24 protein-coding genes are annotated in these 25,338 nt (G+C 56.4%); 18 read left to right on the top strand and 6 right to left on the bottom strand.

The window, feature by feature from the left end; genetic code table 11:
• Positions 1 to 21: 21 nt before the first annotated feature.
• From recQ to ACXKZD_RS18455, 3 genes are all read left to right on the top strand, one after another.
• Positions 22 to 1,851, top strand: a complete 1,830-nt coding sequence (gene recQ, locus ACXKZD_RS18465) for an ATP-dependent DNA helicase RecQ (protein WP_010257299.1) — start codon at positions 22 to 24, stop codon at positions 1,849 to 1,851.
• A 12-nt stretch (positions 1,852 to 1,863) separates the two neighbouring features.
• Positions 1,864 to 2,487 (top strand): threonine export protein RhtC, encoded by a 624-nt coding sequence (rhtC, locus tag ACXKZD_RS18460; RefSeq protein WP_010257296.1) that lies wholly within the window; start codon positions 1,864 to 1,866, stop codon positions 2,485 to 2,487.
• Between the two features lie 223 nt (positions 2,488 to 2,710).
• A complete protein-coding gene (locus ACXKZD_RS18455) occupies positions 2,711 to 3,520 on the top strand; it encodes a DUF1460 domain-containing protein (protein WP_488982096.1) in 810 nt (269 codons plus the stop codon).
• Between the two features lie 53 nt (positions 3,521 to 3,573).
• On the opposite strand, the gene rhtB is transcribed toward ACXKZD_RS18455, so the two are convergent.
• On the bottom strand, positions 3,574 to 4,197 hold the full coding sequence (gene rhtB, locus ACXKZD_RS18450) for a homoserine/homoserine lactone efflux protein (RefSeq protein ID WP_010257290.1): 624 nt from the start codon (positions 4,195 to 4,197) through the stop codon (positions 3,574 to 3,576).
• A gap of 112 nt (positions 4,198 to 4,309) precedes the next feature.
• On the opposite strand from rhtB, the gene pldB reads away from it, so the two are divergent.
• Both pldB and yigL read left to right on the top strand, forming a co-directional pair.
• Positions 4,310 to 5,302 (top strand): lysophospholipase L2, encoded by a 993-nt coding sequence (pldB, locus tag ACXKZD_RS18445; RefSeq protein ID WP_010257288.1) that lies wholly within the window; start codon positions 4,310 to 4,312, stop codon positions 5,300 to 5,302.
• Between the two features lie 52 nt (positions 5,303 to 5,354).
• On the top strand, positions 5,355 to 6,155 hold the full coding sequence (gene yigL, locus ACXKZD_RS18440) for a sugar/pyridoxal phosphate phosphatase YigL (RefSeq protein WP_010257286.1): 801 nt from the start codon (positions 5,355 to 5,357) through the stop codon (positions 6,153 to 6,155).
• 49 nt (positions 6,156 to 6,204) lie between these two features.
• On the opposite strand, the gene glpT is transcribed toward yigL, so the two are convergent.
• Positions 6,205 to 7,545 (bottom strand): glycerol-3-phosphate transporter, encoded by a 1,341-nt coding sequence (glpT, locus tag ACXKZD_RS18435; RefSeq protein ID WP_033773270.1) that lies wholly within the window; start codon positions 7,543 to 7,545, stop codon positions 6,205 to 6,207.
• Positions 7,546 to 7,918: 373 nt separating this feature from the next.
• Between glpT and ACXKZD_RS18430 the strand changes: the two genes are divergently transcribed.
• Positions 7,919 to 8,782: a carboxylate/amino acid/amine transporter gene (locus ACXKZD_RS18430; RefSeq protein ID WP_033773271.1), complete on the top strand. Its 864-nt coding sequence runs from the start codon at positions 7,919 to 7,921 to the stop codon at positions 8,780 to 8,782.
• Between the two features lie 511 nt (positions 8,783 to 9,293).
• Here the strand turns inward: ACXKZD_RS18430 and ACXKZD_RS18425 are convergent.
• Together ACXKZD_RS18425 and metR are read right to left on the bottom strand one after the other, a co-directional pair.
• Positions 9,294 to 9,773 (bottom strand): YehS family protein, encoded by a 480-nt coding sequence (locus ACXKZD_RS18425; protein WP_010257278.1) that lies wholly within the window; start codon positions 9,771 to 9,773, stop codon positions 9,294 to 9,296.
• Positions 9,774 to 9,856: 83 nt separating this feature from the next.
• Entirely contained in the window at positions 9,857 to 10,783 is a 927-nt protein-coding gene (metR, locus tag ACXKZD_RS18420; protein ID WP_003854400.1) for an HTH-type transcriptional regulator MetR, read from the bottom strand.
• A gap of 144 nt (positions 10,784 to 10,927) precedes the next feature.
• Between metR and metE the strand changes: the two genes are divergently transcribed.
• Entirely contained in the window at positions 10,928 to 13,198 is a 2,271-nt protein-coding gene (gene metE, locus ACXKZD_RS18415; protein WP_488981788.1) for a 5-methyltetrahydropteroyltriglutamate--homocysteine S-methyltransferase, read from the top strand.
• Positions 13,199 to 13,254: 56 nt separating this feature from the next.
• Here metE and ACXKZD_RS18410 read toward each other — a convergent pair whose 3' ends face one another.
• Positions 13,255 to 14,088 (bottom strand): dienelactone hydrolase family protein, encoded by an 834-nt coding sequence (locus ACXKZD_RS18410; RefSeq protein ID WP_010257269.1) that lies wholly within the window; start codon positions 14,086 to 14,088, stop codon positions 13,255 to 13,257.
• 303 nt (positions 14,089 to 14,391) lie between these two features.
• Between ACXKZD_RS18410 and udp the strand changes: the two genes are divergently transcribed.
• The 10 genes from udp to tatD all read left to right on the top strand — a co-directional run bounded on the left by udp (position 14,392) and on the right by tatD (position 23,846).
• Positions 14,392 to 15,153, top strand: coding sequence for a uridine phosphorylase (gene udp / locus ACXKZD_RS18405; RefSeq protein WP_010257266.1), 762 nt, complete (start codon positions 14,392 to 14,394; stop codon positions 15,151 to 15,153).
• 92 nt (positions 15,154 to 15,245) lie between these two features.
• Positions 15,246 to 16,514: a tetratricopeptide repeat protein gene (locus ACXKZD_RS18400; protein WP_132499511.1), complete on the top strand. Its 1,269-nt coding sequence runs from the start codon at positions 15,246 to 15,248 to the stop codon at positions 16,512 to 16,514.
• Positions 16,515 to 16,599: 85 nt separating this feature from the next.
• Complete coding sequence (gene rmuC / locus ACXKZD_RS18395; RefSeq protein WP_010671682.1) at positions 16,600 to 18,099, top strand: DNA recombination protein RmuC; 1,500 nt, start codon at positions 16,600 to 16,602, stop codon at positions 18,097 to 18,099.
• Between the two features lie 75 nt (positions 18,100 to 18,174).
• Positions 18,175 to 18,933 carry a bifunctional demethylmenaquinone methyltransferase/2-methoxy-6-polyprenyl-1,4-benzoquinol methylase UbiE gene (ubiE, locus tag ACXKZD_RS18390; protein WP_008926452.1) on the top strand — a complete coding sequence of 253 codons (759 nt, stop codon included), beginning with the start codon at positions 18,175 to 18,177 and terminating at the stop codon, positions 18,931 to 18,933.
• 11 nt (positions 18,934 to 18,944) lie between these two features.
• Positions 18,945 to 19,550, top strand: coding sequence for a ubiquinone biosynthesis protein UbiJ (gene ubiJ, locus ACXKZD_RS18385; RefSeq protein WP_010257253.1), 606 nt, complete (start codon positions 18,945 to 18,947; stop codon positions 19,548 to 19,550).
• A complete protein-coding gene (gene ubiB, locus ACXKZD_RS18380; protein WP_010257248.1) occupies positions 19,547 to 21,184 on the top strand; it encodes a ubiquinone biosynthesis regulatory protein kinase UbiB in 1,638 nt (545 codons plus the stop codon). Before ubiJ ends, ubiB begins: the two co-directional genes overlap by 4 nt.
• A 109-nt stretch (positions 21,185 to 21,293) precedes the next feature.
• Positions 21,294 to 21,548, top strand: a complete 255-nt coding sequence (tatA, locus tag ACXKZD_RS18375; RefSeq protein ID WP_010257244.1) for a Sec-independent protein translocase subunit TatA — start codon at positions 21,294 to 21,296, stop codon at positions 21,546 to 21,548.
• Between the two features lie 3 nt (positions 21,549 to 21,551).
• Positions 21,552 to 22,217 (top strand): Sec-independent protein translocase protein TatB, encoded by a 666-nt coding sequence (tatB, locus tag ACXKZD_RS18370; RefSeq protein ID WP_122889807.1) that lies wholly within the window; start codon positions 21,552 to 21,554, stop codon positions 22,215 to 22,217.
• Complete coding sequence (tatC, locus tag ACXKZD_RS18365) at positions 22,217 to 22,975, top strand: Sec-independent protein translocase subunit TatC (RefSeq protein ID WP_010257238.1); 759 nt, start codon at positions 22,217 to 22,219, stop codon at positions 22,973 to 22,975. Before tatB ends, tatC begins: the two co-directional genes overlap by 1 nt.
• Before the next feature lie 88 nt (positions 22,976 to 23,063).
• Complete coding sequence (gene tatD, locus ACXKZD_RS18360; RefSeq protein ID WP_010257234.1) at positions 23,064 to 23,846, top strand: 3'-5' ssDNA/RNA exonuclease TatD; 783 nt, start codon at positions 23,064 to 23,066, stop codon at positions 23,844 to 23,846.
• Here tatD and rfaH read toward each other — a convergent pair.
• Positions 23,843 to 24,331 (bottom strand): transcription/translation regulatory transformer protein RfaH, encoded by a 489-nt coding sequence (rfaH, locus tag ACXKZD_RS18355; RefSeq protein WP_010257230.1) that lies wholly within the window; start codon positions 24,329 to 24,331, stop codon positions 23,843 to 23,845. The two genes, tatD and rfaH, sit on opposite strands and share 4 nt — an antisense overlap.
• 206 nt (positions 24,332 to 24,537) lie before the next feature.
• Between rfaH and pepE the strand changes: the two genes are divergently transcribed.
• On the top strand, positions 24,538 to 25,263 hold the full coding sequence (gene pepE, locus ACXKZD_RS18350) for a dipeptidase PepE (protein WP_010257226.1): 726 nt from the start codon (positions 24,538 to 24,540) through the stop codon (positions 25,261 to 25,263).
• Positions 25,264 to 25,338: the final 75 nt, after the last annotated feature.

Here is a 25,338-nt window from a genome sequence, read left to right as displayed (position 1 = left end):
ATAACGAAAGACAGGAATCGCGTGGCAACCTCGGCAGTTCTTAATCAGGAAGCGCTGGCGCAGCAGGTATTGCAGGATACCTTCGGCTACCAGCATTTTCGTCCCGGTCAGCAGACGATCATCAATGAGGCGCTGAGCGGGCGCGATTGTCTGGTGGTGATGCCCACCGGCGGTGGTAAATCGCTCTGTTATCAGATCCCTGCGCTGGTGCGCGAGGGGCTGACGCTGGTGGTGTCGCCGCTGATCTCGCTGATGAAAGATCAGGTCGATCAGCTGCTGGCGAACGGCGTGGCGGCGGCGTATCTCAACTCCACCATGACGCGCGATCAGCAGCAGACGGTGATGGCCGACTGCCGTACCGGTCGGGTTAAGCTGCTTTACATCGCCCCGGAACGCCTGATGATGGATAACTTCCTGGACAGTCTGGCGCACTGGCAACCGGCGATGCTGGCGGTGGATGAAGCGCACTGTATTTCCCAGTGGGGCCACGATTTCCGCCCGGAATATGGCGCACTCGGCAAGATGCGTCAGCGCTTCCCGGAATTACCGGTAATGGCGCTGACCGCGACCGCGGATGAAACCACCCGCAACGACATCGTTAACCTGCTGCATATGCAGGATCCGCTGATCCAGATCAGCAGCTTTGACCGCCCCAATATTCGCTACACGCTGGTGGAGAAATTTAAACCCACCGATCAGCTGCTGCGTTACGTTCAGGATCAGCGCGGCAAGTGCGGCATTATCTACTGCAACAGCCGGGCGAAGGTGGAAGACACCGCCGCGCGACTGCAAAGCCGGGGGTTCAGCGTCGGGGCATACCACGCCGGTATCGACAGCGAGCAGCGTGGCCGGGTGCAGGAAGCGTTTCAGCGTGACGATCTGCAAATCGTGGTGGCGACGGTGGCCTTTGGCATGGGCATCAACAAGCCCAACGTCCGTTTTGTGGTCCACTTCGATATTCCGCGCAACATCGAGTCCTATTATCAGGAAACCGGGCGAGCCGGACGTGATGGTCTGCCTGCCGAAGCGATGATGCTTTACGACCCGGCCGATATGGCCTGGCTGCGTAAATGTCTGGAAGAGAAAGTGCCCGGACCGCTGCAGGATATTGAGCGTCACAAACTCAACGCCATGGGCGCGTTTGCTGAAGCGCAGACCTGCCGCCGTCTGGTATTGCTGAACTATTTTGGCGAGGGCCGCCAGCAGCCGTGCGATAACTGCGATATCTGTCTCGACCCACCTAAACGGTATGACGGCCTGGTTGAAGCGCAAAAAGCGCTCTCCGGCATCTACCGCGTGGGTCAGCGTTTTGGTATGGGCTATATCGTTGAGGTGCTGCGCGGGTCCAACAATCAGCGTATCCGAGAGCAGGGCCATGACAAACTGCCGGTCTATGGACTGGGCAAAGATCAGAGCCACGAACATTGGGTAAGCGTGTTACGTCAGCTAATCCATCTGGGGCTGGTGACGCAGAACATCGCTATGCATTCGGCTCTGCAGCTCACCGAAGCGGCGCGGCCGGTGCTGCGTGGTGAAGTGCCACTGATGCTGGCGGTGCCGCGTTTAATCACCGCAAAAACAAAAAGCAGCAGTCCGGCGAAGTTTCACGGTGGCAACTACGATCGCAAACTGTTCGCCAAGCTGCGTAAGCTGCGAAAAGCGATCGCCGATGAAGAGAATATTCCGCCTTACGTGGTGTTCAATGACGCCACACTGATAGAGATGGCAGAACAGATGCCGGTCAGCGCGTCCGAGATGCTCAGCGTCAACGGCGTGGGTCACCGCAAACTGGAGCGCTTTGGCAAACCTTTCCTGGTGATGATCAAAGAGCATCTTGATGATGAAGAGTAAAGGACACTGATTATGCTGATGTTATTCGCCACTGTGGCGCTGGTGCATCTGGTGGCGCTGATGAGCCCCGGCCCCGATTTCTTTTTCGTGTCACAGACTGCCGCCAGCCGCTCGCGCAAAGAGGCGATGATGGGTGTACTGGGCATTACGCTGGGCATTGTGGTCTGGGCGGGTGTGGCGCTGATGGGGCTGCATCTGATTCTGGAAAAAATGGCCTGGCTGCATCAGATCATCATGGTCGGCGGTGGACTTTATCTGTTGTGGATGGGCTGGCAGCTGATGTGCTCGGCACGTCAGCGTCATAAACAGCCGCAGCAGGATGAGCCGGTGGTTGCGTTGCCGAAACGCGGCATGAGCTTTCTCAAAGGCCTGCTGACGAACCTGTCGAATCCTAAAGCCATTATCTACTTCGGCAGCGTCTTCTCGCTATTTGTTGGCGACGATGTCGGTTCGGCAGAGCGCTGGGGTCTGTTCCTGCTGATTGTCGGTGAAACCTTTGCCTGGTTTACCCTGGTGGCGGCGATTTTTGCGCTGCCGTGGATCCGCGCTAAGTATCAGCGACTGGCGAAATGGGTCGATGGCATGGCCGGCGTACTGTTTGCCGGTTTTGGTATCCACCTGATTCTTTCGCGTTAATCTCCGTTTCAGCCCTTATGCCGGCGTGCGCGTTGCGCCTCCGGCAGAAACCTCCCTTGCTGTCGCTTCCTCCAGAGAGTTCGCTTGTGTGACGGATGTCACATTTCAGGGCTCAGGGAGTTTTGCTGTTGCAACCGCAGATAAATCGTCACTCTTTATTAATCATTCATATCCATATCTCCATTAAAGTCGGGAAGCAGGCGCAACGTTTATGGAGAGGATGATGAGAGTGAAGTTCATATTACTGGTGTTGATGACGGCCTGTATCAGCGCCTGCGCCTCGCCGGATGCCGCCCGCAACCCTGCGCCAGAGCCGGGCCAGACCGATGAGGTTACCTCGATCCTGATGCAGACGCTGCCCGATGTCGATCAGACGCAGGGCGAAAGGATTAGCCGGATCTCTGCGACGTTTCTCGGGACACCCTATGAAGCGGATACGCTGATCGGTTCTCCCACGCGTCCGGAAGCGCTGGTGATCAATTTCAACGGTGTGGATTGTTACACGCTGCTTGATTATGTGCAGGCGCTGAGCCGCAGCCACGATCGTGCCAGCTTTGAGGCTAACCTGATTCAAACCCGCTACGCTGGCGGTGAGGTCAGCTACCGGAATCGTCGCCACTTTTTTTCCGACTGGTTTGCCGATAGCCCGCGCAATGCCGATGACGTGACCCGCACTCTTAGCCCGGATACGGTGACGGTGGTGAAGCACCTGAATCGTCAGGCCAGCGGAGCAGAACAGGTGCCCGGTCTGGGTGTGATTGCACGTCCTGTCACTTACATTCCGGCCCGGGCGATCACACCGCAGGTGCTGAACCAGATTCAGACCGGCGATTACGTGGGGGTTTACGCCACCAGTCAGAGCCTGGATGTTACGCATGTGGGGATTGCTGTCCGGCATGATGGCCGCTTGTGGTTCAGGAACGCCTCTTCGCTGGCCGTTAATCGAAAAGTTGTCGATGCGCCGTTCAGGGAATATATGCGTTCGAAGCCGGGCATCATTGTGTTGCGTGCGGTTCCACTGACAGCGCCGTAGCGGGGCCAGGGAAGAAGGGATAATCTTTCGCGCCGAATTCGGCGCGTCGGACGTTAAGCGATTTTTCTGGCGCTGGCGAGCAGCGCGCCTACTGCCATAAACAGCCCGCCAAAAATGCGGTTCATTAACTTCATCTGTTTTGGTCCCTTAATCCAGCCCGCAATCCGCGTTGCCAGCGTGGCGTAGCCAATCATCACGATGATATCGACCACAACGGTGGTGACGCCCAGCACCAGATACTGCATAAATAGCGGCTGATGCGGCTGAATAAATTGCGGGAACAGGGCGGCGAGAAAGACGATACTTTTCGGGTTGGTCAGGTTAACCAGCACGGCGCGTTTGAACAGGCGACGACGCGGCATCGCTCTGGCGACCGCATCCAGATCAATGCCACCCGCTGAGCGCCACTGCTGAATACCCAGCCAGACCAGATAGGCCGCACCGGCCCATTTCAGAATCTCAAACGCCAGCAGCGACTGAGAAAACAGCGCGCCCAGACCGATGCCGACCAGCACGATATGCAGCGCCAGGCCGACCTGCAAACCGGAGATAGAGGCCACCGTGCCGCGATAGCCGTGGCTGATACCGGTACTCATGGTGTTGATTGCGCCGGAACCGGGCGACAGGCTGAGAATTGTAGTGGTAAGCAGATAGGTCAGCCACCATTCGATGGTCATGGGTCAGGCTCTCTTTAGTAGCGGAATTGTGACACAATACGCCAGAAATAAGCGCGGCGCTACGGCCTGCGCATGGCATTCAGGACTCTGTATCCGGTCATCAGGAGGGCGAATGAATCAACACAAAGCCAGCTGGCTGCGACGAGAAAAAGCCTTTGCTGCCTTCGCTACCGGGCCACTGCTCGATTTCTGGCACAGCCGCGAAGAGCTTGAGTTTACCGGCGTGGGTAATCTGACGCTGCGCTACGTCCGCTTCACATCACCGCAACACAAGCGTGTGATCCTGATTGTGCCGGGACGCATCGAGAGTTACATAAAATATCCTGAGCTGGCGTACGATCTGTTTCACTGCGGATTTGATGTGGTGATCCTTGACCATCGCGGTCAGGGGCGTTCCGATCGCCTGCTGGAAGATTCACACCGCGGTCACGTGGCGGAATTTACCCATTATGTCGACGACCTTGAAACGCTCTATCTGAAAGAGATTATCAGCGGTCACTACCAGCAGCGCTATGCGCTGGCTCACTCCATGGGCGGCGCAATCTTAACGCTGTTTCTGGCGCGTCAGCCGCAGGCGTTTCATGCGGTCGCGCTGGTGGCGCCGATGTTTGGCATTGCTTTACCGTTGCCCTCTTTTCTGGCCCATCGGATCCTGGACTGGGCGGAGAAGCGTCCGGCCATGCGCGATGGCTATGCGCTCGGCACCGGCCGCTGGCGTGCGCATCCGTTTGGCATTAACCGGCTGACGCACAGCACCGAGCGTTACCGGCGAAATCTGCGCTTTTATGCGGACGATCCGGCGATTCGCGTTGGCGGGCCAACCTACCATTGGGTACGTGAAGGCATCCATGCAGGTCGCAACATCATCAGTCAGGTCGATAAGATCACCACGCCACTGTTACTGTTACAGGCCAGCGATGATCGGGTGGTCGACAATCGTTCGCAGGACCTTTTTTGTGCCGCGATGGCGGCGGCGGGTCATCCGTGTGAGGGCAATAAGCCACGGGTGATCGACGGTGCGCGTCATGAGATCCTGTTTGAAAAGGATGAGATGCGCGCCGAAGCACTCAATGCAGTGGTCGACTTCTTTTCCTCGCACCACTGACGTTATTTATCCGACCGGTTAAGGCCGGCAGAACCAGATACCCGAGGTTTTCATGTATCACATCGTTGCATCCGATCTGGATGGCACGCTGCTTTCTCCCGAACATCGTCTGACCCCTTTTGCGCGTGAAACGCTGCAGCAGCTGGTCGCGAAAGATATTCACTTTATATTCGCCACCGGCCGTCATCATATCGATGTCGGACAGATGCGCGACAGCCTGGCGATTCCGGCCTATATGATCACCTCAAACGGCGCGCGCGTGCACAACGCAGAGGGCGAACTGGTGTTCAGTCATAATCTGGATGAGGATATCGCCAGCGATCTGTTTGGCCTGCAATATCATCACAGCGATATCCTGACCCACGTTTACCGCGACGATGAGTGGTTTGTCAGCCGCTCAAGCCCGGCTGAGCAGGACTATTTCCGCGAGTCGGTGTTCAACTATCAGGTCTATGAGCCGGGTCTGCTGCCAACCGATAATATCAGCAAGGTCTTTTTCACCTGCGAAAATCCCGAGCATCTGATCCCGATGGAACAGGCGATTGAAGCGCGCTGGGGCGATCGGGTTAACGTCAGTTTCTCACTGCCTACCTGTCTGGAAGTGATGGCGGGCGGCGTGTCGAAAGGGCATGCGCTGGAAGCGGTCGCGAAAACGCTGGGCCATTCACTGGAAAGCTGTATCGCCTTTGGCGACGGCATGAACGATGTGGAGATGCTGAGCATGGCGGGTAAGGGATTTATCATGCAGAACGCCCATCAGCGGTTGAAAGATACGCTGCCGGAGCTGGATGTGATCGGTTCAAATGCCGATGATGCCGTGCCGCAGACGCTGCGCACGCTCTATCTTGCTTAAGCCGTCAGCGCAAAAAAAGGGCCGGATATCCGGCCCTTTTTTATTGCCGTCAGGCAGGGGTCTTTTTGTGTTTGTGTTCGCTGACCATGGTCAGTAACAGCAGGATAACCGCCAGCACACAGCCAGCAATCATCACCATGAAGCCGCCGTCCCAGCCGAAGTAATCGACGGTGTAACCGACAATGGCGCTGGCCGCCACCGATCCACCCAGATAGCCGAACAGGCCGGTGAAGCCCGCCGCCGTCCCCGCCGCTTTTTTCGGGGCCAGCTCCAGCGCGTGCAGACCAATCAGCATCACCGGACCGTAGATCAGGAAGCCAATCACAATCATACAGGCCATATCGACGCCAGGATTGCCCGCCGGGTTAAGCCAGTAGATCACGGTCGCGATGGTTACCAGCGTCATAAAGAACACCCCGGTCGCACCGCGATTACCGCGGAACACTTTGTCCGACATCCAGCCGCACAGCAGCGTTCCGGGGATCCCCGCATACTCATACAGGAAGTAAGCCCACGACGATTTATCCAGCGTGAAGTGTTTTACTTCTCTGAGATAGGTCGGCGACCAGTCGAGAATGCCGTAGCGCAGCAGATAAACAAATACGTTGGCCAGCGCGATGTACCACAACAGCTTGTTCGGTAGCACATATTTCATGAAGATCTGTCTGGCCGTCAGCTCCTCTTCGTGGCTGGCATCATAGTCGGGCGGATAGTCGTTTTTGTACTCTTCAATCGGTGGCAGACCACAGGATTGCGGCGTATCGCGCATCAGCGCAAAGGCCAGAATCGCAATGGCGATGGCGCCAAATGCCGGCATATAGAGTGCTGCTTTCCAGTCGTTGAACCATGCCATACCGAGCAGGAACAGCAGAGGCGGAATACCGCCGCCGACATTATGGGCGCAGTTCCAGACCGAAACGATCCTGCCGCGCTCTTTCTGCGACCACCAGTGAACCATGGTACGTCCACAAGGTGGCCAGCCCATGCCCTGGAACCAGCCGCAGATAAACAGCAGCACGAACATCACCATAATGCTGGAGGTGGCCCAGGGAACGAATCCCATGATCAGCATCACTGTCGCAGCCAGAATCAGGCCTGCCGGTAAGAAGACGCGCGGGTTTGAGCGGTCAGAGACCGATCCCATGATGAATTTTGAAAAGCCGTAGGCGATGGATATGCCGGATAAGGCAAAACCGAGATCGCCACGTGAAAAACCCTGCTCTACCAGGTAGGGCATGGCGAGTGCGAAGTTTTTTCTGACCAGATAGTAGGCGGCGTAACCAAAGAAGATCCCGATGAAAATTTGCCAGCGCAGACGACGGTAGAGCGGATCAACGTGATCCTCCGCCACCTGCGGCTGACGTGGTGCAGGTTTAAAAATGCTCAGCATCAGTGAGGCCCTCCAGGGCACATTATGGTTTTTAATTCCCAGCAGGTTGGGGCAGGAAAAGAGCAGAAGAAAATGGACGCAGAATGTTCCATTTCGCGCAAAGAATAGTGTTAGTTGCGCAACGTTACTGTGATGAATGACACATTTGTTACACTTTTATTACATTCTGGAGCGGAAGTGATCATGCGATGGATCATTTCGCGCATTTTATCTGGCTGAAAGATCCTTATGCAGACAGTTATGTCAGGAAGCGAAAGCCCTTTCCGATGGCTATTCTGATCGCCTGGTTTGTAATCAGATGTCAACCAGATTTCACAGCCTGATGGCAGCACATTGTTTACACTGACGGCCTGTTAATTTCGGGGTCGTCACCGTGTTTTTATTGATTATTACCACCATTCTGTGGGCCTTTTCGTTCAGTCTGATTGGCGAATACCTTGCCGGGCAGGTGGACAGCTGGTTCTCTGTACTGATGCGACTGGCGCTGGCTGCGCTGGTATTTTTACCTTTCCTGCGCTGGCGTGGTCATCGCCCTTCAACGCTGTTGCTTTACATGCTGGTCGGGATGCTGCAGCTGGGCGTGATGTATCTGCTGAGTTTCGAAGCCTATCTCTATCTTAGCGTGTCGGAATTCCTGCTGTTTACGGTGATGACGCCGCTTTATGTGACGCTGATTTACGATCTGATCAGCCGTCGTCCACTGCGCATCGGCTATATCTTCAGTGCACTGCTGGCTGTGGCAGGTGCGGCCATTATTCGCTATGACAAAGTCAGCGATCATTTCTGGTTTGGTCTGCTGTTAGTGCAACTGGCAAATATCTGCTTTGCGGCGGGAATGGTGGGCTATAAGCGTCTGCAGGAGACCCGCCCGATGCCGCAGCACACGGCCTTCTCCTGGTTCTATCTGGGTGCAGTGTTGATTGCGGTGATCGCCTGGTGTGCCTGGGGCAATCCACAGAAGTTGCCGACCACCTCATTGCAGTGGGGCATTCTGGTCTGGCTGGGCATTGCGGCTTCCGGTCTCGGCTATTTTATGTGGAATTATGGTGCGACCCAGGTCGATGCCGGCACGCTGGGCATTATGAATAACATGCACGTTCCTGCCGGGCTGCTGGTGAATCTGGCTATCTGGCAGGAGAAACCGCACTGGCCAAGCTTTATTGCGGGCGCGCTGGTGATCCTCGCCTCGTTGTGGGTGCATAAGCGCTGGGTGGTGGGGCGCGGTGACCGATCATAAACAGGGCTGTTGCATGGGTGCGGCCTCCCGGGCTGGCGCGTCCGATCGCGAAGGAATCTCACATCCCTGTGGATCGGCCGGGCCATCCCTGGCCCGGACGCTTCGCTCTTCAGACGCGCCAGCCCTGGAGACTTAACAGCATCATCGCAGTTGAACCAGGGGCTCAGAGCGAATATGAAGGAGGGTATGGAGCGCTGAAACGTAGAGCATTCGCGATGGAGCTGGCGTGTGCGATCGCGAAGGAATCTTCCAGGATGGTTCAGAAATGCTCCCGGCGCTTTTTTCCCCTGCGACGAAGGCTCTACCGATGACCCGCTTTCACTCCCCAGGGCTGGCCTGGTGTTGCTAATTAAAAAGCCATGAAGAAGCTTAAGGGAAGAGGTGGCGCAACTGAGGAGCAAAGCGTCCGAGCCAGGGATGGCGAGGCCGTGCTGCATGGATGCAGGCTTTCTTTGCGATCAGATGCGCCACTTCTGACCACGCAGGTACCCGAAGCGTTCAGCCACAGACGTTAAGCAGGCTTTTCACTCTTAGGACGCTGAATCATCGCCAGCCCTTTCAGGAAGTTACGCAGAATCTGATCGCCGCATTCGCGATAGTTCTTATGATCAGGTTTGCGGAAAATCGCACCAATCTCAGCCTGTGAAACGGTAAAATTCACGCGTTTCAGTACATCAGGAATGTCGGTGGTTTTCAGATCAAAAGCGATACGCAGCTTTCTCATGAAGATGTTATTGGTCATCTTGCGCTCAATCGACGGCGCGGGCGCATCTTCACTTTTGCCGCGACGGTAGAAGATCAGGCCATTCAGGAAATAACCCATCAGCACATCGGGGCAGGGACGGAACGCAGCATCGTCATCTTTTTTCAGCCACGCCTGAATATCCGCCAGCGGCACGTCACATTGCGCCAGCGCAAAAATCTCCACCATTTTGGCATCGCTCAGGTTGAGCATATAGCGCACGCTGCGCAGAATATCATTGTTAGTCATGGTGAAATCTTCTCGTGGTCAGTCGACAGGCTGCGCATTATAGGGGATTTTGCCCGCCTTCGCGCAGGTTTGTGCCCGCCAGATTATCGCTGCAACACCGCACCGGGCAGCGCGGCGTCGCGCACAAAAGGCAGATGCTCACAGGCGTGCTGACGGGCAAAGCGGATAAACGCTTCCAGCACTGGCTGACGTTGCTCCCCTTCGCGCACGGCCGCATAAAGACGGCTCCACAGGCCATCGCCCAGCGTGCGGGTGACCACCAGACCCTGCTTCTCAAAACTCTCCACCACCCAGTGCGGCAGCGCGGCAATCCCCATACGTGCCGAGACCATCTGAATCATCAGCAGGGTGTTATCCACACTTTTCAGTGCCGGACTGACGCCTGCGGGCTGCAGGAAGTGACGCCAGATATCCAGACGCTGACGCTGCACCGGATAGATCATCAACACCTCATCGGCTAGATCTTCCGGCGAAATCTGCTCAACCTGCGCCAGCGGGTGATCCGTTGCCAGCACCAGCCGCACTTCATAATCAAACATCGGGGAATAGAACAGACCCGAGCGCGCCAGGATATCGGAGGTCAGCACCACATCCAGCTCACCCTGTTGCAGGGCGGGTTGAGGATCAAAGGTCACGCCCGATTTGAAATCCATCACCACCTGCGGCCAGCTCTGACGGAATTTATCCAGCGCGGGGGTCAGCCACTGAATGCAGCTATGGCACTCTATTGCCACCCGCAGCGTGGTCTGATGTGGCTCATGGCAGGCCTGCAATGCCTGCTGAATCTGCGGCAGCACCTGCTCTGCCAGCTGCAGCAGAATATCGCCCTGCGGCGTAAAGCGCAGCGGCTGACTTTTACGCACGAACAGGCGGAATCCAAGCCGCTGCTCCAGATCGCTGAACTGATGAGACAACGCCGATTGCGTCTGATGAAGCTGGGCCGCCGCCGCCGCCAGCGATCCCGTATTGCGCAGAGCCTGAAGCGTCCGCAGGTGCTTGAGTTCGATCATGAGAGTCCTTCACATCGAAAATGAACATATTGCGCTTGAGCAATATACAGTACCCGCAGAGTATAGCAGTGTAAACATCTGGACGGCTAAACATCTTTGGCTGCCCATTTAAGCCAAAGTGAAAGATTATCTGGAGAACAGCACATGACTATCCTGAACCATACCCTCGGCTTTCCCCGTATTGGCCTGCGCCGTGAACTGAAAAAAGCGCTGGAGAGTTACTGGGCTGGCGACAGCACGCAGCAGACGTTACTGGCGACGGGCCGTGAGCTGCGTGCGCGACACTGGCAACAACAGAAAGAGGCGGGCGTCGATCTGCTGCCTGTCGGCGATTTCGCCTGGTATGACCATGTGCTGACCACCAGCCTGATGCTGGGCAACGTGCCCGCGCGTCATCAGAACAAAGCAGGTACTGTGGACCTCGACACCCTGTTCCGCCTGGGACGCGGTCGTGCGCCGACCGGCGAGCCTGCGGCGGCGGCAGAAATGACCAAATGGTTTAACACCAACTATCACTACATGGTGCCGGAGTTTACCCAAGGGCAGACGTTTAAACTGACCTGGACCCAACTGCTGGACGAGGTGGATGAGGCACTGGCGCTGGGACACAACATCAAGCCAGTACTGCTGGGGCCGGTGACGTATCTGTGGCTGGGTAAAGTGAAGGGTGAGCCGTTTGAACGTCTGTCACTGCTGGAGGGGATTCTTCCGGTCTATCAGCAGGTGCTGGCGGAACTGGCTAAGCGCGGCATCGAATGGGTACAGATTGATGAACCCGCTCTGGCACTGGAGCTGCCGCAGACGTGGCGCGAAGCCTTCCAGCTGGCCTATGACGCACTGCAGGGTCACAGCAAACTGCTGCTGACCACCTATTTTGACAGCATCGGCCAGAACATTGATGTGATTCGTTCGCTGCCGGTGCAGGGGCTGCATGTCGATTTGGTCCATGGTCGTGATGATATTCAGCAACTGAATCAGCAACTGCCCGCCAGCTGGCTGCTGTCGCTCGGCGTGATCAACGGACGCAACGTCTGGCGCGCCGATCTGAGCCGCTGGTTCAGCCGCTTGCAACCGCTGACGAGAGCGCGTGAACAGGTGTGGATCGGCTCCTCCTGCTCGCTGCTGCATAGCCCTATCGACCTGAGCGTCGAGACCCGTCTGGATGATGAAGTCAAAAGCTGGTTCGCCTTTGCGCTGCAGAAATGTGCCGAGCTATCACTGCTGAGTCAGGCACTCAACAACAACGATGCGACGGCGCTGGAAGCCTGGAGCGCACCGGTACACGCCCGCGCTCACTCCCGCCGCGTGCATAATGCGGCGGTGGGCCAGCGTCTGCAGGCCATTACCTCACAGCACAGTGAACGCCAGAGCGCTTATCCGGTGCGGGCGGTCCTGCAGCGTCAGCGTTTCAATCTGCCAGCCTGGCCTACCACCACCATCGGCTCTTTTCCGCAGACCACTGAAATTCGCGGCCTGCGCCTCGACTTTAAACAGGGCCGGCTCGACAGCAACCATTACCGCACCGGCATCGCGGAGCATATTAAGCAGGCGATTCTCGAACAGGAGCGGCTGGGGCTGGATGTGCTGGTGCACGGTGAAGCGGAACGTAACGACATGGTTGAGTACTTCGGCGAACATCTGGAGGGGTTTGTCTTCACACAGAATGGCTGGGTTCAGAGCTACGGTTCACGCTGTGTGAAACCGCCTGTCATTATTGGCGATGTCAGTCGTCCGGAGGCGATCACCGTTGAGTGGGCCAGATATGCCCAGTCGCTGACCGATAAACCGGTAAAAGGGATGCTGACCGGCCCGGTAACCATCCTCTGCTGGTCATTCCCGCGTGAAGATGTGTCACGCGAAACCATCGCGAAACAGATCGCGCTGGCGCTGCGTGATGAAGTCGAAGACCTGGAGAAGGCGGGCATCGGGATTATCCAGATTGATGAGCCTGCGCTGCGTGAAGGTCTGCCACTGCACCAGTCTGAATGGGCCGCCTACCTGAACTGGGCGGTGGAGGCCTTCCGACTGAATGCGGCGATGGCGCGGGATGAAACCCAGATTCACACCCATATGTGTTACTGCGAATTTAACGACATTATGGACGCTATCGCGGCGCTGGATGCCGATGTGATCACCATCGAAACCTCGCGATCTGACATGGACCTGCTGGAGGCGTTTGAGAACTTCGACTACCCGAATGAAATCGGTCCCGGCGTCTACGACATCCATTCGCCTAATGTCCCCAGCGTGGAGTGGATAGAAGCACTGTTGCTAAAGGCGGCGAAACGCATTCCGGAAGCGCGTCTGTGGGTGAACCCGGACTGCGGTTTGAAAACACGGGGCTGGACGGAAACGCGTCAGGCGCTGGCGAACATGGTGACGGCAGCGAAGAAATTGCGTGGAGAAACGGCGTAGGGAATCGGGTCTGGTGGGGCGAAAAAATCAGGGGCGCATAAGCACCCCTTTTTCATTTACTGCGATGCAACACCATACTGCCTGAACCAGGCCAGCATCCGCTGCCAGCCATCATTGGCAGATTCAGCATGGTAGCTTGCACGATAGTCAGCATTAAAGGCATGGCCCGCTTCGGGATAGACGATGATCTCTGCGGTTGCATTGGCGGCATGCAGTGCCTGACGCATCTGCTCGACGCTCTCCAGCGGGATACCCTCATCCTGGCCACCATACAAACCTAATACTGGCGCATTCAGATCGACCGCAATATCAATAGGATGCTTCTGCTGCTTCAGCGTGCGCTCACCGGTCAGTCGTCCATACCACGCCACGGCGGCGCGCAGTTGCGGGTTATGCGCGGCGTAGAGCCAGCTGATTCGGCCACCCCAGCAAAAACCGGTGATGCCCATGCGACGAATATCGCCGCCGTTGCGTGCGGCCCAGTTGGCGGCATGATCGAGATCGGCCAGCACCTGGCTGTCAGGCACTTTGCTGACCAGCTCGCTGAACAGCGTCGGGATATCATTATACTCAGCGGGATCGCCCTCGCGGAAATAGAGCTCAGGCGCAATCGCCAGATAGCCTTCCAGCGCCAGGCGGCGGCAGATATCCCTGATGTGTTCATGCACACCAAAGATCTCCTGCACGACCAGTACGACTGGCCACGGGCCTTCCGCTGACTGGGGTTTTGCAAAGAATGCCGGCATATTTTCGCCCTGGCTGGGCACTGAGGTTTCACCCGCCTGAATCGCCGGGCTGTCGGTAATGATGGTGGTGGAGGCGGTGGGCTGCACGGCAGGGGCAAAGCCGCCCGTCGCCGGTTTTTGTGCCATATTATCACTGGGTTTCATTATTCTCTCCGTGCAAGCATTTGCGCAATCACGTAACTATAGCCTGGCCGGAAAGCGTATGCGCCAGGTGTCGGGTCACAGAATCAGCAGCGAATAAAATCATCCTCCTCTTTAACATTGCGCTGACCCTGACACAGCCCCACTGAGAGCTATCCGCACCCGGAAGATGCTATTGTGTGATTGCTGTCACAATTTATCTTTCGGGAAATGTAACTTTCATTTTCTTAAGTGAATGTTGTCACATATTTATTGGGCGTGCTGGCGTAGAGTGGCGCGCTACCTTCCCTTAACAGGAGTCTGAAAATGACACAGTCTGACGTTTTCCATCTTGGCCTGACCAAAGCCGATCTGCAGGGCGCCACCCTGGCGATTGTGCCGGGCGATCCGGAGCGCGTGAAGAAAATTGCCGGACTGATGGAAGATGCCACGCATCTCGCCTCACACCGTGAATTTACCTCCTGGCTGGCAAAAATTGATGGTAAGCCGGTCGTGGTCTGCTCAACCGGCATTGGCGGTCCGTCTACCTCGATTGCGGTCGAAGAGCTGGCACAGCTTGGCGTACGTACCTTCCTGCGTGTCGGTACCACGGGCGCTATCCAGCCGCATATCAATGTCGGCGATGTGCTGGTGACCACTGCGTCTGTTCGCCTGGACGGGGCCAGCCTGCATTTTGCGCCGATGGAGTTCCCGGCAGTGGCTGATTTCGCCTGCACCACCGCGCTGGTTGCCGCCGCAGAAGCTTGTGGCGCGAAAACGCATATCGGCATCACCGCCTCTTCTGACACCTTCTATCCGGGTCAGGAGCGCTACGACACCGTCTCGGGCCGCGTAGTCAGTCGCTTCAGGGGATCGATGAAAGAGTGGCAGGAGATGGGCGTTCTCAACTATGAGATGGAATCCGCTACACTGTTAACCATGTGCGCCAGCCAGGGTCTGCGAGCCGGCATGGTGGCGGGCGTGATTGTGAACCGCACTCAGAAAGAGATCCCGGATGCGGTCACCATGAAACAGACAGAAAGTGACGCAGTGAAGATTGTGGTCGAAGCGGCGCGTCGCTTACTATAACGACCGCGTCTGGCAGCAGGTTTTTTGTCCAGACTCAAAACCTGCTGCCGGTAGTAAACGGCGCGTAACATCAGTGAAACCTGAGAGTTTTTATGCGCAATACGATTCCCGTCCGACGTCCTGCCCCTGGTGCTAATCCGGCCGCACTCAAAGCCATGCTGGAACGCAGTGCCGAACGTTTCCGTGCCGCCATGCAACAGGGCGACTATGCGCTGGCCGCTCAATGCTGTGAAGAGGTATTGCGCACGATGCCCAATCAGATGCAGGTGCTGAGCGACTACGCGCTCTGCCTGCTGCGTCTGGGTCAGTACAATAAATCGTACAAAATCTACCAGAAGATTTATCAGTCGCCGCCCGCTGTGCAGGCTACCGCCTCTGAAACCTGGCTGGATGGCTTAACCGAAGTGTGTGGCTGGCTGGATAAAAAGGACGAGGTAGCGCGTCATGGGCTGGCCTCGCTGATGCGCTCTGATGCGCGTTTCAGTCAGGGGCAGCGCGCCACGTTTCCCGCTCCGCAACCGGAGCCTGTCGATCTCACTCATCCGCACCAGAATGTCATCGCTTTCTGCCTCTATGGCGATCAGCCGCGCTACTGTGAAACCTTAATCAAAAACGTTGAAGTGGCGCCTGAGCTCTATCCCGGCTGGGTCTGCCGCATCTATCTCGATGACAGCGTGCCGCAGCATGTCTGGCAGCGCCTTGACCAGCCGCACGTCCAGCTGATCGATATGTCTCACGAGAAAACGCTGTTTCCGACCCTGTGGCGTTTCCTGGTAATGGACGATCCGGGCGTGAAGCGTTTTATCGTGCGTGATGCCGACTCGCTGCTCTCGGAGCGCGAAGCGGCAGCGGTAAACGCCTGGCTGGCGTCGCCTTACTGGTTCCACCATATGCGTGACTACTTCTCCCATACTGAGCTGCTGCTGGCAGGGATGTGGGGCGGCTGTCACGGCGTCTTCCGGGATGTGGAACAGGCGATGCGCGATTTCATTGCGCAGTATCAGGGCAGCCAGCGCTTCACCGATCAATATTTCCTCAAGGTGGCGTTGTGGCCGACGGTGCGTGAAAGCCTCCTGAGCCACGATGAGTTGTTTCATTTTCATCAGGCCCAGCCGTGGCCTGACCATGCCCCCGTGCGCTGGCAGACGCCGCATTTCCATGTGGGCAGCAATGCCGGTTTTGCCAGTATGACCGGCAAATCCAGCGCCGCTGAGGGAAGCAGACAGCGCGTCGCGATCACCTCGGGCGGGACAACCTGGCACTATCTGGCGCAGGTTAAAAAGGGTGAATGGCTATTGCCCATGCCGTTTTTTCTGATTGATGAGTGGCAGGCTGGCAAGCTCACGGTGGCGGCGCTGTAAGGCGCTGAATCCTGCTAAAATTATCTGGACATTCATACAGTGCGACTCTACCTTTCCCTCAGCAGCCTGAGTCGCGGGGGAAATCATGGATCAGCACATCATTATCAGCGCCTGTCTGGCGCTTGCCGGGTTAGGGATTGGCTGGATGCTGGCACAGTTACGTGCCGGCCATCAGGTCGCCAGTTTCCAGACCGAGCGCCGTCTGCAGGAAGAGGCGCAACAGCGTCAGCAGCAGCAAATCGAACAGCTTCAGCAGCAGACGCAGCAGCGTGAGCAGGAGCTTCGTCAGCTGCACGGCGCGCTGAGCGGCGCCAATGAGCGGCTGCAACAGCTTGATTACTGGCGTAATGAAAGTGAGCAGCTTAATCGTGAACTGCGCAATCAGCTGGAGGTCAACAGCGCACAGGAAGCGGAGCTGCGCGAGGTGACCATTCGCCTTGAAGAGACCCGTTTCGCCGCAGAAGAGAAACAGCGCCTGCTGACCAACAGCGAACAACGCCTTAGCGCACAGTTTGAAAACCTCGCCAACCGTATTTTCGAAAACAGCGGGCGTCGCGTCGATGAACAGAACCGGCAAAGTCTGGACGGGCTGATTGGTCCGTTGCGTGAACAGCTTGATGGCTTCCGTCGTCAGGTTCATGAAAGCTTTGGCGCAGAAGCGCGTGAGCGACATACCCTGACCCATGAAATCCGGCAGTTACAGCAGCTGAATGCGCAGATGGCGCAGGAGGCGCTTAACCTGACCAAAGCGCTGAAGGGCGATAATAAAATCCAGGGTAACTGGGGTGAAGTGGTGCTGAGCCGGGTACTGGAAGCTTCCGGACTGCGTGAAGGCTACGAATATGAAACCCAGGTGAGCATTCAGTCAGAACAGCAGGGCAGGATGCAGCCGGATGTGATTGTGCGCCTGCCGCAGGGCAAAGATGTGGTGGTGGACGCCAAAATGACGCTGGTGGCCTATGAGCGCTACTTCAATGCGGATGATGAGATCGAACGAGAGCAGGCTATTCAGGAACATGTCGCTGCCATGCGGGCGCACATCCGCCTGCTGGGACGAAAAGATTATCAACAATTGCCCGGCTTACGATCGCTGGATTATGTGCTGATGTTTATCCCGGTGGAGCCCGCCTTTTTGCTGGCCATTGACCGCCAGCCTGAGCTGATTGGTGAGGCGCTGCAGCAGAACATCATGCTGGTCAGCCCCACCACGCTGCTGGTGGCGTTGCGTACCATTAATAATCTGTGGCGCTATGAGCATCAGAGCCGCAATGCACAGCGTATTGCCGATCGGGCAACGCGGCTCTATGACAAGATGCGGCTGTTTGTCGATGACATGAGCGGCATTGGTCACAGCCTGGATAAAGCACAGAACAGCTATCGCGAGGCGATGAAAAAGCTGTCAGAAGGGCGCGGCAATCTGATTGCGCAGACTGAAGGATTTCGAGCGCTGGGCGTGGAGATCAAACGACCAATTAATCCTCAGCTGGCCGAACGAGCCATGCCGGAAAACCGGGCGGCTGATGATGCAGATGATGACAGTGATGCGGAAGAGAGTGAGATGCATGTGAGGCGCCTCCACGAATAGTATGGGCGCAGCGTGCCTGACTTCCGTGACTCTGATACACTTCGGGAAGTATTGTTTGTGGAGCAGGTAAAACCGATGGCAGATGAATCACAGCAGGAAACTACCCATTTTGGCTTTCAGACGGTCGCCAAAAGCGAAAAAGCTGACAAAGTCGCGGACGTGTTTCACTCCGTAGCGGCAAAATATGACCTGATGAACGATTTGATGTCGTTTGGCGTCCATCGTATCTGGAAGCGTTTTACCATTGACAGCAGCGGCGTACGTCGCGGTCAGCGCGTGTTAGATCTGGCGGGTGGTACCGGCGATCTGACGGCTAAATTTTCTCGCCTGGTGGGCGAAACGGGTCAGGTGGTACTGGCCGATATCAACAGTTCCATGCTGAAGATGGGCCGCGAAAAGCTGCGCAATCAGGGCGTGGTCGGCAACGTGAGTTACGTACAGGCCAATGCCGAAGCCCTGCCTTTCCCCGATAACTATTTCGACTGCATTACCATCTCTTTTGGCCTGCGTAACGTTACGGAAAAAGAGAAGGCGCTGGCCTCTATGTTCCGGGTACTCAAGCCGGGCGGACGCCTGCTGGTGCTGGAGTTCTCTAAACCCGTTCTGGATCCGCTGAGCAAAGCGTATGACGCCTACTCGTTCCACATTCTGCCGCGTATCGGACAGCTGGTGGCGCAGGATGCAGAGAGCTATCGCTATCTGGCCGAATCGATCCGCATGCATCCCGATCAGGAGACCCTGAAAGCGATGATGAACGATGTCGGTTTTGAAAATACCACTTACTCCAATATGACCGGCGGCATTGTGGCGCTGCATCGTGGATTTAAGTTCTGAGTGAGATGGTAATGAACCTGACGCCCTTGATTACCGCGGGCCTGGAAACGGCGCTGAACCGTATTCTCTATCGCGATCGTGGCCTGAAACCGGCGCGGCAACGCCTGAATGGCAAAGTGCTGACGCTGCGCCTGAATGAGTTCTCTCATCCGCTGGTGCTGGTCTTCAGTGAACAGCAGGTCGATGTGTTAGCTGACTGGCAGGATCGCAGTGACTGCACGGTGATCACCTCGCTGAAAACCCTGCCGAAGCTGCGCGATCGCCAGCAGCTGACGCCGCTGATCCGCAGCGGTGAATTGCAGGTTGAAGGCGACCTGCAGGTGGTGCAGCAGTTCTCTGCGCTGATGGATCTGGCTGAGCTGGATCCGGCAGAATATCTGGCTCCCTGGGTCGGCGATATCGCCGCACAGGGGATCAGCCAGCGCTCACAACAGGCATTACGCTTTTTCAAAGGTGAAGTGCAGCGTCGCCAGGATTATCTCGGACAGGCCATAACCGAAGAGTGGCGTGTTGCGCCTGGCTCGCTGGAATTAGCCTGGTTTTCTGAGGAGGTCGACGCGATGGAACGTTCGCTTGAGGCGCTTGATGCGCGTCTGGCGCAGCTGGAGGCAAAATGAGTTTTGGAGAGATCCGCCGCTTATATCTGATCATGAAGGTGTTTCTGACCTATGGCCTTGATGAACTGATTCCTCAGACACGCCTCACTTTCCTGTTTCGCCTGTGGCGTCGCTCTGTTTTCTGGATCCCTAATCTGCATCAGCATGAACCGATCGGCGCACGTATGCGCATGGCGATGGAGCAGCTGGGTCCGGTCTGGATCAAGTTTGGCCAGATGCTGTCGACCCGTCGAGATCTCTTCCCGCCGCTGATTGCCGATCAACTGGCGATCCTGCAGGACCGTGTTGCGCCGTTCGATGGCGTCAAAGCCAAAGCGCAGATTGAAGCTTCAATGGGCGCGCCGATTGAAACCTGGTTTGATGATTTTGATATCAAGCCACTGGCTTCGGCATCCATTGCGCAGGTGCACACCGCCACGCTGAAATCAACTGGCAAGAAAGTGGTGATTAAAGTGATTCGCCCCGATATTTTGCCGGTGATTCGGGCGGACATGAAGCTGATCTATCGCCTGGCCCGCTGGGTCCCGCGCCTGTTGCCGGATGGCCGTCGTCTGCGTCCGGTTGAAGTGGTGCGTGATTATGAGAAAACCCTGCTTGATGAGCTGAATCTGTTACGTGAAGCGGCCAACGCCATTCAGCTGCGCCGGAATTTTGAAGATAGCCGCATGCTCTATGTGCCGGAAGTCTATTCCGACTACTGCAGCGAAACCATGATGGTGATGGAGCGCATCTACGGCATTCCGATTTCAGACGTTGCCACGCTGGAGCGTCATGGCGTTAATATGAAGCTGCTGGCAGAACGTGGCGTGCAGGTCTTCTTCACCCAGGTCTTCCGCGACAGCTTCTTCCATGCGGATATGCATCCTGGCAATATTTTTGTCAGCTATGAACATCCGGAAGATCCACAATATATCGGCATCGACTGCGGTATCGTGGGTTCACTGAACAAAGAAGATAAGCGCTATCTGGCTGAAAACTTTATCGCCTTCTTCAACCGTGACTACCGTAAGGTCGCGGAGTTGCACGTTGACTCAGGCTGGGTGCCGCCCGATACCAACGTAGAAGATTTCGAGTTTGCGATTCGTACGGTCTGCGAGCCGATTTTTGAAAAACCGCTGGCTGAAATCTCCTTCGGGCATGTGCTGCTGAACCTGTTCAACACCGCACGCCGCTTTAATATGGAAGTGCAGCCGCAGCTGGTTCTGCTGCAAAAAACGCTGCTCTATGTTGAAGGCATCGGCCGTCAGCTCTATCCGCAGCTCGACCTGTGGAAGACAGCCAAGCCCTTCCTGGAAGAGTGGATCAAAGATCAGGTGGGATTACCGGCTATTATCCGTGCGGTAAAAGAGAAAGCGCCATTCTGGGCTGAGAAACTCCCTGAGCTGCCGGAGCTGTTTTACGACAGCATGCGCCAGCACAAACTTTTAAGGCACAGCGTCGATAAATTAGTGGGCGATATGAATGCGCAGCGCGTCCGGCACCATCAGGCGCGTTACCTGTTCGGCGTCGGTGCAACGTTGCTGTTAAGCGGAACGGCTGTGCTGCTCACCCGACCGGATTGGGACTTTTTCCCGGCGGTTTTGATGGCCGCAGGAATTGTCTCCTGGTTAATCGGCTGGCGTAAGACAAACTGATTGTCACGTCCGTCTAAAAAAAGGTAATGTCGCTGGCTCAGGCCCGGTTGAAAAGGGCACTCTGTGGTGCATTACCTCATCGTTTTCACAGAATATTAGAGGCTATCTCATGGGCGGTATCAGTATCTGGCAATTGTTAATCATTGCCGTGATTGTTGTACTTCTGTTCGGTACCAACAAATTACGTAATCTGGGTTCAGATTTGGGTTCTTCGATTCGTGGCTTCAAAAAAGCCATGGGTGACGAGGACGACAAAAAGGATCAACCGAAAGAGCAGGACGCTGACTTCGCTGCCAAAACGCTGGCGGACAAACAGCAAACTTCGGCTAACAAAGAAGAAGCCAAGAACGACAAGCAGGTGTAAACCGTGTTTGATATTGGTTTTAGTGAACTGGTATTGGTGTTCGTGATCGGGCTGATTGTACTCGGCCCGCAACGCTTACCGGTTGCGGTGAAAACCGTGGTCGGCTGGATCAGGGCGATTCGTTCGCTGGCAGCCAATGTACAACATGAACTGGCGCAGGAGCTCAAGCTGCAGGAGTTGCAGGAGAGCCTGAAAAAGGTGGAAGAAGCGGGCCGTGGCACGCTCTCACCCGAGCTGAAAGAGTCGATGGAAGAGCTGCGTAAAACTGCGGATTCAATGAAACGCTCGGTCAGTCAGAGCATCGACATTGAAAAAGAGGAAGACGAGGCAAACACCATCCATTCGGCTCAGCACAGGCCCGCGCCTGCTCCGGCTGAGCCTTCGGCGACACCGGCTACAGCAGAACATCAGGCCAGTGCCCCGGCACAGACACCGTCTGCGGTTTCAGACTCAGGCCCGGCGGTGCAGCCCTCTGCCGCACCTTCTGCCGTCGCCACTGCTCCGGCACCGGCTTCTTCAGCGGTTTCATCAGGTCCGGCGGTGCAGTCCTCTGCCGCACCAACCGCTGTGGCCAGCGCACCGGCACAGGCGCCCGCTGGCGACGTTGCCAGGCCGGCAGATCCTGCGCGTCATTCCGCTACCCCCTCTTCTGCAAGTGATGAACGATAATGGCCGTTGAAGATACCCAACCGCTCATCAGTCATCTGATTGAGCTGCGTAAGCGACTACTGAACTGCATCATTGCCGTATTAGCGATTTTCTTGGTGCTGGTTTATTTCGCCAACGACATCTACCAGCTGGTCGCGGCACCGCTAATCAGCCAGATGCCGGTGGGCTCCAGCATGATCGCGACCGATGTGGCCTCACCGTTTTTCACCCCGATTAAGCTGACCATTATAGTGTCGGTGTTTCTTGCGGTGCCGGTGATCCTCTATCAGGTCTGGGCATTTGTCGCCCCGGCGCTTTACCGGCATGAGCGCAGGCTGGTTATGCCGCTGCTGTTTTCCAGCACCTTCCTGTTCTACTTCGGCGTGGCCTTTGCCTATTTCGTGGTCTTCCCGCTGGCATTTGGTTTTTTCACCAAGACAGCGCCGATCGGCGTGACTGTAGCAACGGATATCTCCAAATACCTCGATTTTGTCATGACGCTGTTTATGGCATTTGGCGTGGCGTTTGAAGTGCCGGTGGCGATTGTGTTGCTGTGCTGGACCGGTATCACCAGCCCGGAAGAGTTGAAGAAGAAACGTCCCTATATTCTGGTGGGCGCCTTCGTGGTCGGGATGTTGCTCACACCGCCGGATGTTTTTTCCCAAACTTTGCTCGCTATTCCGATGTACTGCCTGTTTGAAGTCGGCGTATTCTTTTCCCGTTACTATGTGGGTAAAGGCCGCCGGTTACAGGATGAAGAAGAGAATACCGACTCCTGATGCGGACAGCTTTACCCGCACTGGCGGGAAGCGATCAATCCAAACCGCCCTGATGGGCGGTTTTTGTTTATAAACTGTGGGAAAAATTATGTTTGATATCGGTGTAAACCTGACCAGCACGCAATTCGCCTCCGACCGGCAAAAGGTGGTTAAACGCGCGCGTGATGCGGGCGTCACCGGCATGCTTATTACCGGCACTAACGCGCTGGAGAGCCAGCAGGCTCAGCGACTGGCTGAAGATCAAGCGGGCTTCTGTTGGTCTACCGCGGGCGTCCATCCTCATCATGCCAGCGAATGGTCAACGGAAATTGCCAGCACCCTGCGTCGCCTGGCTGAAAAACCGGAAGTGGTTGCCATCGGTGAATGCGGACTCGATTTCAATCGCAATCTGTCGGCTCATGAGCAGCAGGAGTATGCGTTTGATGCGCAGCTGGCTCTGGCGGCGGAACTCAATATGCCGGTCTTTCTGCACTGCCGCGAAGCCCATGCGCGTTTCGCCGCAGTACTGGCGCCCTGGCTGCCAAAATTGCCTGGCGCGGTAATCCACTGCTTTACCGGCACGCGTGACGAACTGGAAGCCTGTCTGGGCATGGGATTATCGGTAGGGATTACGGGCTGGGTATGCGATGAGCGCCGTGGTCTGGAGTTGCGCGAGCTGCTGCCACTGATTCCGGCCGATCGCCTGCTGCTGGAAACGGATGCCCCATATCTGCTGCCGCGCGACATGCGTCCACGCCCGACTTCGCGCCGTAATGAACCCTGCTTTTTACCGCATATTGTGCACCAGGTGGCGACATGGCGTGGTGAGAGTGCTGAGGAACTGGCGACCCGCATCGACCATAATGCGCGGACGTTATTCAGACTGGCTTAAATCTTGCGGAACTGCTTGTTGTCGACGCTGCGCATTACCTGCTTGTTCAGCAAATTAAGCAACAGAATTGAGCGCGTTTCACCATCCGGCTCGGCAAAGATAGCGCGCAGCCCTTCAAACGTCCCGTCGGTGATGACCACTTCATCACCGCTTTGCGGCGTTTCAGGGTCAAGCAGGATTTGCGGGACGTCTGTTTCCAGCGCTTCAATCACGGCTGAAGGCACTGTCGCGGGCGTCGTGCCAAAGCGCACGAAGTGGCTGACGCCACGGGTGCTGCTGATCGTCGTGGTGTGAATGGCTTCCGGATCAAACTCGATAAACAGATAATTCGGGAACAGTGGCTCACTCACGGTGGTGCGTTTACCGCGCACGATCTTTTCCAGAGCGATCATCGGGCTGAGGCAATGCACTTCCTGCCGCTCCAGATGCTCCTTCGCGCGCAGTAGCTGTCCACGTTTGCAATAGAGTAAGTACCAGGATTCCATAACTGCTCCCATTGAATGGACGCTAAGAATAGCAAACCTGTTGCCAGAGTTATAGCGCAGGGGCAGGGTAAAGCGTCCCGCAAAGAAAATAAACTGAGACTTTTCTTAAGATGCCCGATGGCAGCAGAAAAGGTGACTGAAAATTGACGTCTGCTATTGCTCTGTATCAGACTCAATGACCATCACATCTGCAAAAGGATCCTCTGATGGAACTCTTTCTGTTGAGCAACGGCAAGCTGGCGGATGATGCGCCGCTGCTGGGCTATGCGCAGCCGCAGCTGCACGCCATGATTGCCCGACGCGCTATCCGCTCGGCGGTACTGATCCCCTACGCGATTATTCGTGGCGATCAGCAGCAACGCGCCGCCGAACTCAGTGCCTCTTTGGGCATTCAGGTTGAGCGGGTTCAGGCATTCGCCTCACCGGCTGAAGCGATTGCGCAGGCAGAGCTGATTTTAGTCAGCGGCGGCAACACCTGGTTCCTGAATCAGATGCTGCATGAGCAGGGTCTGATCGGGGCGATTCAGCGCGCGGTGCGGGAGCGGCAGGTACCTTATGTCGGCTGGAGCGCAGGCTGCAACGTGGCGACGCCCTCAATCCGTACCACGAACGATATGCCGGTGCGCAGCAGCGTGGTGCTGCCTGCGCTGGGACTCTTTCCGGTGCAGATTAATCCCCACTATCTGGATGCCAGCGTCAGCGGTCATATGGGCGAAACCCGTGACGAACGGCTGGCAGAGTTCTGTGCAGTTAATCCGACCGAGTCGGTGATTGCACTGCGTGAAGGCAGTTTTCTGCACGTTCACGACAATCAGCTGCGCTATCACAGCGTGCGAAACGAAGATTTTAAACTGTTTCGCCACGGCGAGCCGATTCAGGGGTATCACGATGCCCGCGCGTTACAACCGCTGGTTCCCTTTCAGTGCGTATGACGCTGCCATATAAACCTCAGCATAACCGCTTAATCAGACCTATAATGGCCGATTCACTCTGGCCGGAAAGCTAAA

The sequence above is a fragment of the Pantoea sp. ABR1s genome (assembly GCF_057812235.1).
Note: the sequence above shows the minus strand (reverse complement) of the source record. Positions and strands in the feature narration are given on the sequence as shown.

Bases quoted from the DNA above. Each gene is read 5' to 3' on its own strand.
- pldB (WP_010257288.1), top strand. From the start codon at position 4,310: ATGAATCAACACAAAGCCAGCTGGCTGCGACGAGAAAAAGCCTTTGCT.
- rmuC (WP_010671682.1), top strand. From the start codon at position 16,600: ATGGATCAGCACATCATTATCAGCGCCTGTCTGGCGCTTGCCGGGTTA.
- ubiJ (WP_010257253.1), top strand. From the start codon at position 18,945: ATGAACCTGACGCCCTTGATTACCGCGGGCCTGGAAACGGCGCTGAAC.
- udp (WP_010257266.1), top strand. From the start codon at position 14,392: ATGACACAGTCTGACGTTTTCCATCTTGGCCTGACCAAAGCCGATCTG.
- rhtC (WP_010257296.1), top strand. From the start codon at position 1,864: ATGCTGATGTTATTCGCCACTGTGGCGCTGGTGCATCTGGTGGCGCTG.
- glpT (WP_033773270.1), bottom strand. From the start codon at position 7,545: ATGCTGAGCATTTTTAAACCTGCACCACGTCAGCCGCAGGTGGCGGAG.
- tatD (WP_010257234.1), top strand. From the start codon at position 23,064: ATGTTTGATATCGGTGTAAACCTGACCAGCACGCAATTCGCCTCCGAC.
- tatA (WP_010257244.1), top strand. From the start codon at position 21,294: ATGGGCGGTATCAGTATCTGGCAATTGTTAATCATTGCCGTGATTGTT.
- ubiE (WP_008926452.1), top strand. From the start codon at position 18,175: ATGGCAGATGAATCACAGCAGGAAACTACCCATTTTGGCTTTCAGACG.
- pepE (WP_010257226.1), top strand. From the start codon at position 24,538: ATGGAACTCTTTCTGTTGAGCAACGGCAAGCTGGCGGATGATGCGCCG.
- metR (WP_003854400.1), bottom strand. From the start codon at position 10,783: ATGATCGAACTCAAGCACCTGCGGACGCTTCAGGCTCTGCGCAATACG.
- ACXKZD_RS18410 (WP_010257269.1), bottom strand. From the start codon at position 14,088: ATGAAACCCAGTGATAATATGGCACAAAAACCGGCGACGGGCGGCTTT.
- ACXKZD_RS18400 (WP_132499511.1), top strand. From the start codon at position 15,246: ATGCGCAATACGATTCCCGTCCGACGTCCTGCCCCTGGTGCTAATCCG.
- ACXKZD_RS18455 (WP_488982096.1), top strand. From the start codon at position 2,711: ATGAGAGTGAAGTTCATATTACTGGTGTTGATGACGGCCTGTATCAGC.
- ACXKZD_RS18425 (WP_010257278.1), bottom strand. From the start codon at position 9,773: ATGACTAACAATGATATTCTGCGCAGCGTGCGCTATATGCTCAACCTG.
- yigL (WP_010257286.1), top strand. From the start codon at position 5,355: ATGTATCACATCGTTGCATCCGATCTGGATGGCACGCTGCTTTCTCCC.
- ubiB (WP_010257248.1), top strand. From the start codon at position 19,547: ATGAGTTTTGGAGAGATCCGCCGCTTATATCTGATCATGAAGGTGTTT.
- rhtB (WP_010257290.1), bottom strand. From the start codon at position 4,197: ATGACCATCGAATGGTGGCTGACCTATCTGCTTACCACTACAATTCTC.
- metE (WP_488981788.1), top strand. From the start codon at position 10,928: ATGACTATCCTGAACCATACCCTCGGCTTTCCCCGTATTGGCCTGCGC.
- tatC (WP_010257238.1), top strand. From the start codon at position 22,217: ATGGCCGTTGAAGATACCCAACCGCTCATCAGTCATCTGATTGAGCTG.
- rfaH (WP_010257230.1), bottom strand. From the start codon at position 24,331: ATGGAATCCTGGTACTTACTCTATTGCAAACGTGGACAGCTACTGCGC.